The 13,942-nt window shown below is 44.2% G+C and carries 13 protein-coding genes and 1 tRNA gene; 9 read left to right on the forward strand and 5 right to left on the reverse strand.

The window, feature by feature from the left end; genetic code table 11:
- Positions 1-19 precede the first annotated feature (19 nt).
- The 3 genes from SALPA_RS21015 to SALPA_RS21025 all read left to right on the forward strand — a co-directional run bounded on the left by SALPA_RS21015 (position 20) and on the right by SALPA_RS21025 (position 2,521).
- Positions 20-1,027 (forward strand): LCP family protein, encoded by a 1,008-nt coding sequence (locus tag SALPA_RS21015; protein WP_145098521.1) that lies wholly within the window; start codon positions 20-22, stop codon positions 1,025-1,027.
- Between the two features lie 254 nt (positions 1,028-1,281).
- A complete protein-coding gene (rsfS, locus tag SALPA_RS21020) occupies positions 1,282-1,632 on the forward strand; it encodes a ribosome silencing factor (RefSeq protein WP_145102159.1) in 351 nt (116 codons plus the stop codon).
- Between the two features lie 7 nt (positions 1,633-1,639).
- Positions 1,640-2,521 carry a S1 RNA-binding domain-containing protein gene (locus tag SALPA_RS21025; RefSeq protein ID WP_145098524.1) on the forward strand — a complete coding sequence of 294 codons (882 nt, stop codon included), beginning with the start codon at positions 1,640-1,642 and terminating at the stop codon, positions 2,519-2,521.
- Between the two features lie 201 nt (positions 2,522-2,722).
- On the opposite strand, the gene SALPA_RS29175 is transcribed toward SALPA_RS21025, so the two are convergent.
- From SALPA_RS29175 to SALPA_RS21040, 4 genes are all read right to left on the reverse strand, one after another.
- Complete coding sequence (locus SALPA_RS29175; protein WP_186451161.1) at positions 2,723-2,872, reverse strand: hypothetical protein; 150 nt, start codon at positions 2,870-2,872, stop codon at positions 2,723-2,725.
- Between the two features lie 154 nt (positions 2,873-3,026).
- Complete coding sequence (locus SALPA_RS21030; RefSeq protein ID WP_145098527.1) at positions 3,027-4,361, reverse strand: hemolysin family protein; 1,335 nt, start codon at positions 4,359-4,361, stop codon at positions 3,027-3,029.
- A 64-nt stretch (positions 4,362-4,425) separates the two neighbouring features.
- Positions 4,426-5,010 (reverse strand): YqaA family protein, encoded by a 585-nt coding sequence (locus SALPA_RS21035; RefSeq protein WP_145098530.1) that lies wholly within the window; start codon positions 5,008-5,010, stop codon positions 4,426-4,428.
- Between the two features lie 176 nt (positions 5,011-5,186).
- Positions 5,187-5,262 (reverse strand) — tRNA-Ala (locus SALPA_RS21040).
- A gap of 135 nt (positions 5,263-5,397) precedes the next feature.
- Between SALPA_RS21040 and SALPA_RS21045 the strand changes: the two genes are divergently transcribed.
- The 4 genes from SALPA_RS21045 to SALPA_RS21060 all read left to right on the forward strand — a co-directional run bounded on the left by SALPA_RS21045 (position 5,398) and on the right by SALPA_RS21060 (position 9,647).
- Entirely contained in the window at positions 5,398-6,591 is a 1,194-nt protein-coding gene (locus SALPA_RS21045) for an amidohydrolase family protein (RefSeq protein WP_145098533.1), read from the forward strand.
- Positions 6,592-6,637: 46 nt separating this feature from the next.
- Complete coding sequence (locus tag SALPA_RS21050) at positions 6,638-7,501, forward strand: MoxR family ATPase (RefSeq protein WP_145098536.1); 864 nt, start codon at positions 6,638-6,640, stop codon at positions 7,499-7,501.
- Positions 7,498-8,874, forward strand: coding sequence for a VWA domain-containing protein (locus SALPA_RS21055; protein ID WP_145098539.1), 1,377 nt, complete (start codon positions 7,498-7,500; stop codon positions 8,872-8,874). Before SALPA_RS21050 ends, SALPA_RS21055 begins: the two co-directional genes overlap by 4 nt.
- 92 nt (positions 8,875-8,966) lie before the next feature.
- Positions 8,967-9,647 (forward strand): TerC family protein, encoded by a 681-nt coding sequence (locus SALPA_RS21060; RefSeq protein WP_145098542.1) that lies wholly within the window; start codon positions 8,967-8,969, stop codon positions 9,645-9,647.
- Between the two features lie 15 nt (positions 9,648-9,662).
- Here SALPA_RS21060 and SALPA_RS21065 read toward each other — a convergent pair whose 3' ends face one another.
- Entirely contained in the window at positions 9,663-10,610 is a 948-nt protein-coding gene (locus SALPA_RS21065) for a metal-dependent hydrolase (protein WP_145098545.1), read from the reverse strand.
- 404 nt (positions 10,611-11,014) lie between these two features.
- On the opposite strand from SALPA_RS21065, the gene SALPA_RS21070 reads away from it, so the two are divergent.
- Positions 11,015-11,689, forward strand: a complete 675-nt coding sequence (locus SALPA_RS21070; RefSeq protein ID WP_255451288.1) for a TerC family protein — start codon at positions 11,015-11,017, stop codon at positions 11,687-11,689.
- A gap of 222 nt (positions 11,690-11,911) precedes the next feature.
- A complete protein-coding gene (gene hyfB / locus SALPA_RS21075) occupies positions 11,912-13,942 on the forward strand; it encodes a hydrogenase 4 subunit B (protein WP_222428078.1) in 2,031 nt (676 codons plus the stop codon).

The raw sequence follows: 13,942 nt of genomic DNA on the forward strand, positions 1-13,942 counted from the left end.
GGGGAGAGGAGATGATGCCATGAAAAAGGTACAAGATAAAGCCGGACAACGGCGGCGAAGAATTATTCGTTGGGACAGAATTTTCATTATGCTGGTAATCCTGTTCATTGCGGTAGTGGCAGTAACAGGAGCTACCGTGTATGCTTATCTCAATATGGTCCGTGTCCCGCCTGCTGTGCAGGTAGTCAAGTCGAAAGAGCGTCCCCCTGAGACACTGACAAACAAGGTCAACATTCTATTACTGGGGGTTGATGACAAAGACCGGGATTACCCTGGTAATGACGCCAGACGCTCTGATACTATGATGGTTGCAAGCATAAGTCCGGAGGATGGCACAATTAATTTGCTGTCTTTGCCGCGCGATACCATGGTTGTCATTCCAGGGCGTAAAGGCTATGATAAAATAAATCATGCGTATGCCTATGGTGGGGTACAACTTGCTAAAAGTACAGTAGAGCAGTTTTTACAAATACCGATTAACTATTATGTAGTCCTTGACTGGCAAGCATTTATCAAAACAATTGATACCCTGGGTGGTGTAGATCTTTACGTTGAACATGATATGCATTATCAGGACCCTTATGCAGAACTTGATATTGCTATTAATAAAGGCTATCAGCATTTGGATGGGGAAAAGGCTGGCCAATATGTACGGTTTCGCAGTGATGAGCTTGGCGACATTGGTCGTGTGCAGCGCCAGCAGCGTTTTCTAAAAGCGTTGGCCAAAGAGACGATGCAAGTAAGCACTATTTTTAAGGTTCCTGCGCTGGTTAATACGCTGAATCAGTATATTGAAACCGATATGTCGGCAATGACCATGGTTAAAGTTGGCAATAGCCTCAAGAGCTTTAATTCAAATAATCTGGTAGCTGAGATGCTGCCAGGAGATTTTGCGACAATTGACGAATTAAGCTATTGGATTCCTAATAAGGAACAAACGCAACAGCTAGTCCAAATCATGTTTTTGTCTGATTCTAAAGCAACAGGAGCGCCCAAGGGAAAGAATGTTTCTGCCAATATAAAATGAGACTTAGCTTCAGGTGGGGATTAACCCCATCTCTCTTCTTTGCAGGAAACTTGTTTGCCGATATATTCGGCAATAAAGAAATTACAGGCACAGGCTGATGGTGTATGACAGTCCACCACTAGCGTTTGACTTCCGCTTTTGCCAACACACCACCCGCCTGTAAAAATCTTTAACGCGTTGTATATTGTCCCGAATAAAATAATTTTGGAAAGAAAAAGCTATAGGAAGAGTTTGCAGGAGGTATTTGTTAATTGATGATTGATAATGACAGCAAGTTAGCTGAGCTAACGGCCCAAGCCGCCAGTGACAAAAAGGCACATGATATCATTATTATGGATTTGGCGGGTATTTCACCGGTGACTGACTACTTTATTATCTGCAGTGCTAATTCGACTACTCAGGTTCAGGCAATAGCCGATAATATGGAAGAAAAGCTCGCAGAGCAAGGTGTTAAGCTGCTGCATAGAGAAGGCTACCGGGAAGCACGGTGGGTTCTTTTGGATTATGGAAACTTTGTGGCCCACATTTTTGTGGAAGAGGATCGCCAATTCTATAACCTTGAGCGGTTATGGGGTGATGCTAAACAAGTGTCTTATCAAGGATAGGTGCAATATGGATAATTTTAAACATAAGTACAGACCAGGTGATGTAGTAGAGTTAATCGCTGTCCGGAAAAGTGAGTTGGGAGTTTTTTTAGATGTTGGTACAGGCAATACCAGTGACGATATCTTATTGCATAAGGCCCAGCAAACGGAGGAAATTGCCGTTGGACAAGCGGTTAAGGTATATCTTTATAAAGATCCTAAGGGCAGGTTGACTGCCAGTATGCGTCTGCCACAGATGCAAGAAGGGCAGGTAGCGAGAGTAGAGGTTATTAATACAACACGGGATGGTATTTTTGTTAATATTGGTGCTGAACGAGGGGTATTCATGCCTCATGCTGGCCGGCGAGGCTTGCCGAAGGTTGGCGAAAAGGTGTGGGTCAAGCTGTATCGTGATAAGTCTGACCGTCCTGCAGTTACTATGGAAGTTGAGGATGAACTCAGACAGGCTTCCCGTCCGGCTGAGTTCATCAAAGTCGGCGATACTGTCACCGGCTCGGTCTATAACTATAATGATCAAGGGGCCTTCCTATTTACCAAAGAGCGCTTTATTGCTTTTTTGCACAATGATGAAATGCTTGAACGCCCGCGTGTTGGGGCCGAACTTACTGTCCGGGTTACCTATTTGCGGGAAGACGGCCGGCTTAATGTATCGATGCGCCCGATCAAAGAAAATGCAATGGATGTTGATGCTGCCAAAATACTGGAAGTACTTCGCACCAGAGGCGGCCAGATGCCGTACAGTGATGCATCGCCGCCAGAAATCATCAAGGAAAAGTTTAAGATTAGTAAAGCAGCTTTTAAACGCGCTATGGGGCGGTTGCTCAAAGACCGGCTTGTTGAACAAAGAGAGGGCTGGACATATTTACAAAATAACGAAGATGGCAAGTAAGCCATCTTCGTTATTTTTCGATTTATCATGTTGGGAGCGAGTTTTTGCAGGGCATATGCTTCTTCTGGTCAGTCGTGTCCGCGTTCTTAGCGTTTGTATTAGTAGTTGCAAGTTTATTATTTTTTGTATCTTTTGTAGTCAAAGCAATCCCTCCTTAAAATTTTAGTTTGTGGATAAGCTGCCAGCTTATCTGCGGGGCGGTCAGCCACCAGCTTTGGTACGTTCTTTGGAAGAATGGGCAGAAGACTGGAGGTCATTGGCAGAGAGAGTGTCATTGCTTACCTGATGGTTTGACTGGGTGGGGCTTGTGCGTGGACTGCCATTGCCAGGCGTTGGTTTTTTATTTGCCAAATTATTCACCTCACATGCTAAGTTTTATACTGGGCTACATATAGTTTTCCCAGATGATGAATTAGCATGAGCGACAATGATTGCTAGCTGTAAGCGTTTAAAAAACACCAAAACCCCGCCATTTTTTTAGCGGGGTTTTGGTAAATGAGTTCACTCACTCCAAGGAATGGTCACCATCTATTGGCGGTAAATTGCGGGTAATGAGTACTTTGTCAACCCGCGCTTTGTCCATATCGACAATCTCAAAAATATAGCCATTCCATTCAAATTTCTCGGGGGTACTGGGAATATGACCAAGATAAGAAACAATAAAGCCCCCGAGCGTCTGGAAATAGCCTCTTTCTTCACCTGGGAAATGATCAACATCCAGCAGTTCCTTGAGTTCTTCCGCTGACAACATACCATCCACCAGCCATGAGCCATCGCTGCGGGGGATGATATCAGGTTCCTCATCTTCGCCGAGATATGGCATATCGCCAACAATGTGCTCAGCAATATCATAAAGGCTAATCATGCCTGACATGCCACCATATTCATCAACTACCAATGCGACATAGACTCCGGTATCTTTAAAGTTTTCCAGAACCTTTAAAGCCGGTGTATTTTTCGGAATAAAAAGAGGTTGGCGAGAGGCATCTTCGAGTGCCAAGGGGCGGCCGGGAATATAGTGAGCTAAGACTTCATTGGAATAAATAACACCCACTATCTCATCTAAACTGCCGCGGGCTACAGGAAAAAACAGATGGTTGGTACTGCGAATAATCCGTAAATTGCACTGGTCATTATCTTCTAGGTCCAGCCACTTGATTTGAGTTCGTGGTGTCATAAGTGCCCCTACTCGCATATCTCCCAGGATAAAAATTTTTTCCAGCATCTCCCGCTCGGCTTTTTCAAACACACCGTGTTGGGCTCCCTGACCAATCAGTACTCGTACTTCTTCTTCCGTTACCGGTGGTTCCGCCGGCGGCTTAGTGCCCAGAAGTTTCATTGCCAGAGAAGTAGAAAGACTCAATAAATGAACTAATGGCCGGTTGATACGCACAAAGGCGGACATTGGTCTGGCGATAGCGGCTGCAATGGGTTCCGGGTTATTAAGTGCCAGCTTTTTTGGCACAAGTTCGCCGGCTATCAGCGACAGATAGGTAATGATACTTACGACAATAGCAAGACTAATAGCATTACTATACCCCTGCAAAAAAGGGATGGCATTCAAAAAAGAAGCAAGATAGTTAGCTATTTTGGCACCACCAAAAGCACCAGTAAGAATTCCAATAAGAGTAATGCCAACTTGTACGGCAGACAACAGCGCTGTAGGCTCTTCTGCCATCTTTAGTGCAGCCTGCGCGCCTTTATTGCCAGTAGCTGCCATATTCTCCAAACGACTTTTACGGGAAGACACAATCGCCATTTCTGTCATGGCAAATATTCCATTTGCAAAAATCAGAATGATGATAATTATAATTTCGGTGCCAATCGAGCCTGTGTCCAAAATTAAGATAGCACTCTCCTTACTAATAAATTACCCGCTAGCTTACAGCAGCGGGTAGCCTGTTTTATAATTTATCGACTGCCGCCGCTTTTTTACTTCGCTTTATAACATAAGAAATGACACCTGCGACTAGGATGATTATAAGTGAAATAATCAGCATATCCGATTTATGCTGTGTATACATTTCAATAGCTTGCGACCCAAAATAGTAAATGAGTATGCCTTCCAGTAAAAAACGCTTCGCACGGCCAAGGAAGGAGATCAAAAAAAATACCTTCATATTGATTTTAAGAGCGCCTGCCGTGATGCAGACAAACTTATAGGGAATGGGTGACAAGGACGCTAAAAATATAGCCCACAGGGCATTTTCCTGTACAGTGGTTTGTATTTTGTCCATATATTTGGGGGGAATAAACTTACGGGCGGCCGGAAGACCAATTTTTAGTCCGATCATATAACCAATTAAGCCACCCAAAATAGAAACAATAGTAGCTGCCAAGCCGTAAAAAATGGCATTTTGCGGCTTAGCTATTGCAAGTGGTATGAGAATCAGATCAGGAAATACTGGTGAAATAAAGGACTCTGTGAAAGCAGCAAGTAAGAGACCCGTAAGACCCCATTCTAAGAGTATTGCCAGCAGTGCTTCCATTGATATATTTCCCTTCTTTTAGATTGTCATTATTACAATAAAGTATACGATACGATAGTAATAGTTTAGCTTACATGTAGTACTTCAGTCAAGAAGTAAGGAGCAGCAAGAATGCGCTAAGAAGGAAAGAAAGCAAAATAAAAGCCTGCGAGATAAATCATCGCAAGCTTTTGTGTTGGTGGAGATAAGCGGGATCGAACCGCTGGCCTCTTGAATGCCATTCAAGCGCTCTCCCAGCTGAGCTATACCCCCATAAATACATATTAATTATACTTAGACAGCAACATAATGTCAAGATTTTTTGCTTAATTTCGAACCATTATAGCAGGTACTTATCTATATTATGCAGAATACTTTGAGATTAGAGTAAGGAAGAAGGAAGCAACTATGCATTTATTTAAAATTGGCCTGTTGATTGACGGGACAGGTTTTACGCCACAAGATTCATGTTACCTGGCGGTTGAAAATGGGTATATTACTGGTATCGGCCAGGCAGATGATTTTGCAGCTGCGCAAGTGGCGACAGCAGCTGATTATTCGCAATACACCGTTATGCCAGGGCTAATTGATCCCCATGTGCATTTGTTCTTAGAGGGAATCTCTGATCTAAAATCCCGCACGTTACGGTGGAAAGAGGATAAAGAGACAACCTTGCTGCGAGCTGTTAACAACCTGACTAGAACCATTCGCCACGGGGTAACTACTGTACGTGATTTAGGTGGTCCGTTTGCTATTAATACAGTATTAAAAAAGGCAGTTAAGCAGGGTATTGTTACCGGGCCGCGTGTGCTTAGTGCCAGGCAGGCCATTTCCATCACCGGTGGGCACTTTCACTATGCAGGGGGACGGGAAGCCGACGGGGCGGAAGAAGTGGTTAAAGCTGTGCGGGAGCAGGCTAAAGCTGGTGCTGACTGTATAAAAATTATGATGACTGGCTGCGTTAATTTTGTTCGCCAAGATGCCGGAGTTGTTGAACTATCACTACCAGAAGCCCAGGCGGCTGTTGCCGAAGCACGGCATCTGAAAAAGATGGTGGCGGCACATGCCAACGGCGTAGACGGCGTGCGCCAGAGTCTGGCAGTTGGTGTTACTACGCTTGAACATGGTGCACTCATTGATGCAGCTACAGCCGATGTGATTACCGAAAGCAGGGTATATTGGATACCTACGTTAGTTCCTTTTGAACGCATGTTGGACTATGGACGCACTCATGAGACCAGAACATTACCGGCCGCGGGTATTGAGGCTGTTTACCAGCAACATCAGGCTATGGTGCAAAGAGCTTATCAGGCTGGGGCTAACATTGTCGCTGGTACTGACGCCGGCGCATTAGGTGTTGGGCATGGTGATATATGGCGGGAGCTTACTCTATTGGTGGAATGTGGTCTGCCGGCAGCAGCCGCGCTGCATGCTGCCACTGGCCTTGCGGCCCAGGCAGTGGGGATGGAACAGGAGATTGGGATAGTGGCTGCAGGCAAGCGGGCAGATTTGCTGGTTTTGGCAGGTAACCCGTTACTAGATATCAACTGTATAAAAAATGTCGTAAAAGTATTCAAAGACGGGAAGGAGTATCTTCCCTAATTGAGTTGATCGGCCACCTAAAACAACAGTAACGGAGTTGATACTATTGATAGAAGCAATTGAAGACCTTAAGGCCCAGCTTGGTCAAAATGGATATCTTACTGATGATAGTTTGGCTGCTGCCCTATATTTAGCGGAGAACCTGGAAAAACCGCTGCTGTTAGAGGGACCGGCTGGTGTTGGAAAAACGGAGTTGGCAAAGGCGTGGTCGCGCCTGCGTAAGCGGCGGCTTATTCGGCTGCAGTGCTATGAAGGTCTTGATGAGAGTAAAGCACTGTATGAATGGAATTACCAAAAACAGTTATTATATATTCAAATCGCAGCATTGACGGAAAAAGGCTGGGAGACAGGACGCAAACAAATTTTTGACCAGGAGTTTTTACTAAAACGTCCCCTGTTATCGGCGCTTACCAGTCCGGAGCCTGTGGTATTGTTGATTGATGAGATTGATAAAAGTGATCAGGAATTTGAAAGTTTTCTGTTAGAAGCGTTATCTGATTGGCAGGTTACGATTCCTGAACTGGGTACGATAAGCGCGGTTACCCGGCCCTATGTTGTCTTGACATCCAATAGTACGCGAGAACTTGGTGATGCTTTGCGCCGCAGGTGCTTGCATTTTACTATTGACTATCCTGAATTTGAACGGGAGTTGGCCATCGTTGAATTAAATGTTCCCGATATTGACCGTAAGTTTGCCAGTCAGCTTGTCGAATTTGTCCAAACTATTCGCAAGCAGTCGCTCAAAAAACCTCCTAGTGTTACAGAAACTATTGATTGGGTGGCATCAATGACACTGCTTGGCAGCGAGCTAACTACAGATACAGTTCGTGCTACGCTTAGTGCTTTGCTCAAATATACCAAAGATCGCGAGCTTGTCACTGATAAACTGCCATTTTTACTAAAACCATGAAACAATTACTTGTTGAATTTGTTCGGCTGTTGCGCCAAGCGGGGCTAACAGTAACAACAATGGAAGCTGTGGATGCATTAAAGGCAGCGGAGCTTACTTGTTTTGACCCCGCCTTACTGCGGAGCGTGCTGGAAACCACCCTGGTGAAAAGCACTTGGGAGCGTCCTGTTTTTACTGCGTTATTTGAACTATATTTCGATCTTGCGCCGGAAGCCCCAGTAGTGCAAGCTAACTCTGAGCCGACAGTACTTACGATTAAGGGAGCGACTGCTGATGGCAGCGGGCGTAGTTCGTCAGGCGCCGGTGGTGATGCCGAGGGTTTGCTGGAAACCATCAATAATCAACCTGCGGCTGTATTGGAAGAACTGGCAAGGCAATTTGCGGCAGATACACCACTTGCTAATGCCGAGCCGGCAGAGATTTCACAAAAGCTGCGTCAGGTTCAAGTAAATTTAAGATGGTTTGAGGCTGTCAACAAGGTTGAACGTAACTATGCTACCGGAAAGATGAAGGAGGCGGCTTTGCTAAAATGGCAAAAAATATTTGCCCAGCTAGAAGCGCTCCTGCGGCGTGAATTGGAGCGCAAGGCTGTCAAACAGTTCGGTCGCCAGCATATTCTTAAACTGGTAGAACACGCCAATATTCGCCGCCGGGAATTTGATTGCCTGGCAGCGGCGGAAATAATAGCTGTTGAGCAGGAAATTGGCAAACTAGCAAAAAAAATGGCTGAGAGACCGGGCATTCGCTTGCGCCGGGCCAAACGTGGCAAGGTAGATATTCGCCGTACTTTTCAGGAAGTAATACGAACCGGTGGTTGTCCATTACACTTGAAATACCGGGATAAAATTAAAAGCAAAGTTGACTTATGGCTCTTATGTGATGTTTCTAATTCAGTTGAACGGTTTAGCCGTTTTATGCTGCAATTAGTCCAGGCGGCGCAGCGGCGTTACGCTAACATTAGATCCTTTGTTTTTATTGATGAAGCAGTGGAAGTAACTGATTGGTTTAAAAGTCAAAACGTTAACGCTTTTTTGCAGGCTAGGCATCTTAGAGACCGGTTTAACCGTCGCGTAGGACTGTCTCGCTATGACTTGGTTTTTGAACAAATGGCTCGTTATGAGCTTGCGGCCATTGGCGGCCGGAGTAAGCTGATTATTTTAGGCGATGGACGCAACAACTGGCACCCGGGCGGGGCTGACGAGCTGGCTAAGCTTGCTGAACGGGCACAGGCCATTTATTGGCTCAACCCTCTGCCGGAAGAGAAATGGCTTGAAGGCGATTGTCTCATGAAAGAATACCAGCCATATTGCCAACAAGTATTTGAATGTCGCAATTTAGAACAATTAACAGAAGTAGCCAACCGTATTTTGTGAATATACGGTTGGCTATTTTTGTTAGGAACAATTTATTATAAAAACGGTAATACTAGTATTGTTATTAATTCTGATACAAAGGGGGGAATTTTGTGGAGTGGGTAGTAGGACTAATGAGTATTATTACTGTTAACATGCTTTTAAGCGGCGATAATGCATTAGTTATTGCTTTAGCCAGTCGTAATCTACCACCTGATCAGCAAAGGAAGGCTATGATTTGGGGTGGGGCGGGGGCTATTATTTTAAGGATTCTGCTGACCTTTGTCGCCATTGTATTGCTTCAAATTCCTTACTTACAGCTAATTGGCGGTTTAGCTCTGCTGTGGATAGCCGTTAAGCTTTTAGCGGGGGATGAAGAAAGCCATGAGCTTCAAGCGAATAGAAACTTATGGGGAGCTATTCAAACAATAATTGTTGCTGATATAGTTATGAGTATTGATAATGTACTCGCCATTGCCGGAGTAGCCAAGGGGAATATTACGCTGCTGGTTGTTGGTTTGGGAATTAGCATTCCGATTATTATCTGGGGGAGCAAACTAATTAATATACTAATGGAACGTTGGCCAATAATAATTACAATCGGTGCAGCTTTTCTGGGCTGGACTGGCGGTGAAATGGCAATTGCCGATAAAAAAATTATGCCCATGTTAGAGCCGTATCCCTGGATGCATTGGGCTATACCGGTAGCCTTTGCCGTTATTGTTGTTTTTATTGGATCGCTGCTTGCCGGCCGCAAGCAATCTGGTAACAAGGAGCCACAAAACAATCTGTAATGGTATAACGAGCTGTTAACAAGGTATTTTTATGGTGCGTCCAGATGTCTTAATATAAGAATCACATGGATGTTGGTCACAATCAAAAATAATTGTGGCACTATGAAGAAAGTCTTGCTTAAAGAAATAACGCAAATCATAAATGTGAACAAGCTTGCCGGCATATTCATTATCCTGATATTCAGTAAAATAGCTAAATGGTGTAAAGGAAGCAAAGAATTCGCCTAATATCGTTTTATGCGCTTCTTGAGTGGCGGGAGATAATGTTTGTTTAGTAAATTTGGTATGAATCGTCAAACACTGCTGTAATAAGCCGACTTGCCCGACATAATACTGGCCTTGGGTTTCAGCGACAAAATCCCAGGAAAATACGCTTTTGAGTGAAGGCATAACCAGCAGGCGGATAAGACTGTAGGTAGCGAAATACTGGTTGAGTCGCATGATGGTCTGTCGCTTCAGTAAGTACCGTATACCAATATATAGGCTGATTAATAGGAAACATAGCAGCGAAGTTTCGCGGGCAGGCAGCTGCTGCATAAATACGGTAAGCATAATGGCTAACAGGAAGGGATCAAACACATTTAACAGGCTAAAGCTTTTGCGTTCCCGGCTAAATGGCCATAGAACAGCAGCACCGTGGGCATTGAAAAAATCCAGAATACTATGTGACAGTCCGCCCCAAAAGGCCCACATAAATATTTCCGTACAGGCTGCCCCAGGGTAAACGATAAAGAAAATAGCGGCAAGTAAACTTGACCACATAGCGAGCCCAGGAATAGAATGCGAGAAGGATCTGTGTTGCTTGAGCAAAGCAAAATTGCCGCGGACTATGGAGAGGATATCTAAATCAGGTGCTTGAGCACCGAGTACACTGGCTAAGTAAATAGGATCAGCAAGATTTAGGGGATGGCCAGATAAACCAGCAACAGCAACGCCTAGCAAAGCATGTGATAAAGCGTCCATAGAAACGAGACCTCCTAAGTTAGTTAACATAAATTTTAAAATACTACTAATTATATCACAACCAGCAGGGAGGAGGTCTAATGGTAATTGGTGGACAAACGAATTTGATGCAGGTGAATTTAGATAAGTATATTGACTTAGCTAAAAATTTATATTATCATTGCATTAGTATTTAGCAAGTACAAGTGAATACCATAAAGGGGAGTAACTGGCAGGCACAGTCAACAATTCTGCACATTAGTGCATGGTTGTGCCGTTGGATCAGTCCAATAGTGAGACCTTTAGTATATGAATGACCAATATACTATAATAAGGTCTTGTTGTTATGTTAAAAAGACCTTACCGTTGCTGACGGAGAAGGTCTTTGTTTTATTTGATTATAATATATAATAGGGGGTCTTTTAATGGAAATGGAATTATTGGTAGCGTTAGGTAGTATTACTCTGATTAATTTAATCCTAAGTGGTGATAATGCGGTTGTCATAGCTTTGGCTAGTAGAAATCTGCCTCCTGAGCAGCGGAAAAAAGCTGTACTATGGGGTAGTGCTGGCGCGGTAATCTTACGGATTCTACTTACATTAGTTGCTGCATTTTTGCTTAAAATCCCGTATGTGCAATTTTTGGGGGGACTTGCTTTGGTATATATCGCAGTGAATTTGCTGGGAGACAAGCAGGAAGAAGTCGCCTGTGAAGGTGCAGCCAGCTTTTGGGAAGCAATTAAAGTCATCATTTTTGCTGACTTGATAATGAGTCTTGACAATGTATTGGCGATTGCTGGTGTAGCTGATGGACATTTTGGATTGTTAGTATTTGGTTTGGTCTTGAGTGTACCGCTGGTGGTATTTGGCAGTCAGATGTTAATGAAACTTATGGATAAGTTTCCTATTATTATTTGGGCGGGTTCAGCTATTCTTGCCTGGACGGCTGCTAAGATGATGGTTGCTGATGAGAAGCTTGGCGTATGGCTTGAGCCATATGCACTTATGCTTGAGATTGGGGTTACGGCAGCTGTTTTGGCGATTGGCTATTGGCAGAAAAAATGTGGACAGGCTGGCAGTAAGGATACGTATGGTGCGTAAGCTGTTTTCTTACTGGAAACGATAAGTTGGCACAATTGGTAAATCGAGAGCAAGGGGACTTCAGTCCCCTATGGCTTTCTTTTTCTTTTTGTTCTGGCATTTTATACAACAATTCAACAAAAAATGTGTAAGAAATAGATATGTTTTTATATCGTATAAGTATAATAGTGTGGTATAATATCAAAATGTTACCCATTTACCAATATACCGGAGGCGAGTGCTTTGATTGTTGAGTTATTATTGTATTTTTTGATGGTTTTCTTGATTGTAGGTGTACTATCACCATTTTTCACTGGCAAAAATAAAATAGTCAATTATGTTGCACATGGAATGGCAGCGCTAGGATGTTTGGCGGCCGTACTGTGTGCTATTTTTATTTTTTACAGTGGAAAGCTTGAAATAATTACGCCCTGGGTTTTGCTTGCAGAGCCTGTCTATATCCGTTTGGATTATTTGGCCGCCTTTTTTTTGCTGACAATCGGAGTGGTAGGCTGTGCGGCGAGTGTTTATGCTATCGGTTACAGCAGAGAGTACCTTGGGGATGGTTGTCGTTACCGGGTAATGGCATCGCTGTATAATGCGTTTTTACTGTCGATGATTTTAGTAGTCTGTGTCAGTCACGCCGCCGCGTTTATTATTGTTTGGGAGATTATGGCGCTGACGTCTTTTTTGTTAGTTAATTATGAGCATGAAAAAAATGAAGCCAGTAAGGCCGCCTTTGTGTATATTGTTATGACCCATGTAGGGACAGCCTTTATTATTACCGCTTTTTTCCTGTTGGCAAATAAGGCCGGTAGTTTAGATTTTTTGCGCTTACTGCAAAGTGCAGGCAGCCTTGATACTTGGACCAGGAATGCTGTTTTTTTATGTGCCCTTATTGGTTTTGGCGCCAAAGCAGGCATTATTCCCTTGCATATCTGGTTACCGCGGGCCCATCCGGCAGCACCCAGCCATGTTTCAGCCCTGATGTCAGGTGTTATGATAAAAACTGCTATTTATGGGTTCTGCCGGTTTTATCTTGAATTCTTGGGAGTGGGCCCGATATGGTGGGGGGTACTTATACTTGGTCTTGCCATTGCATCTTCGGTATTAGGTGTGCTTTATGCGCTAATGGAGCATGATATGAAGCGTCTGCTGGCATACCATAGTGTGGAAAACATTGGCATTATTCTCTTGGGAATAGGAGCCGGTTTAGTATTTATGGCCAAAGGGCAAAGCGCTCTGGCCGCATTGGCTTGGGCAGCGGCACTATACCATGTGCTCAATCATGCTATATTTAAATCGCTGCTGTTCATGGGTGCAGGGGCAGTGCTTCAGTCAACTCACACCAAAGATATTGAACTCTTGGGTGGACTTATCAGTAAGATGCCTTATACTGCAGTATGGTTTCTGGTGGGTGCGGCCGCTATTTCCGCTTTGCCGCCGCTTAATGGTTTTGTTAGTGAATGGATGACTTTTCAGGCTTTATTTTATTTGCCGCAAAGTATGGCTGGGGCTTTAGGTAAAGTATTTAGCGGATTTTTGCTGGCCTTACTGGGCCTTACAGGGGCATTGGCAGCAGCCTGTTTTGTCAAAGCTTTTGGTATCATCTTTTTGGCCAAGCCACGGAGTAGCCAAGCGCAGCAGGCCCAGGAAGCCAATAAGCCTATGCTTGGTGCGATGGCAGCGCTGTCGGGATTATGTTTGCTGCTTGGACTCTGGCCTGAGCTGGTGCTCCGTATTCTTAGGCAAGTTTTGTCAGGCATAGCTGGAGTTGATCCAAGGCAGGTTTTTGCTGGCACTACCTGGCAGGCTGCTGAAGTTCATGCAGGCGCAGCTAATGGCAGTCTGCAAATTCCTGTGGTGGCAGTTCTACTACTGGCAGGTGTAATGGTTGCATGGGTATTATGCAGATTATATGGAAAAGAACAGCTTCATAAAGGGGAAACCTGGACTTGTGGTATTGTGCCGACTGCCAGGATGGAGTATACTGCTACTGGTTTTTCTAAACCGATTAGGTTGGCGTTTAAAGCTATATTGCGGCCACAACATGAAACGGTTGCTGATTTGACTCCCAATCGTTATTTTGGCCGGCGGCTGAGTTATCATATGAGTATTACTGATATCTTTAGCGCTATGTATCGACCGATTAATAACGGAATTATTGGTGCGGCTCAGTTTATGAAGGCCATTCAGGCAGGCAGTGTTCAGCTTTATATCGGGTATATTACAGCAATTACTGTGATAGTTCTTATTTTGAGTACTGGGTGGTGA

This window comes from Sporomusa sp. KB1, assembly GCF_007830295.1.
In the GTDB taxonomy this organism is placed as follows: Bacteria; Bacillota; Negativicutes; order Sporomusales; family Sporomusaceae; genus Sporomusa.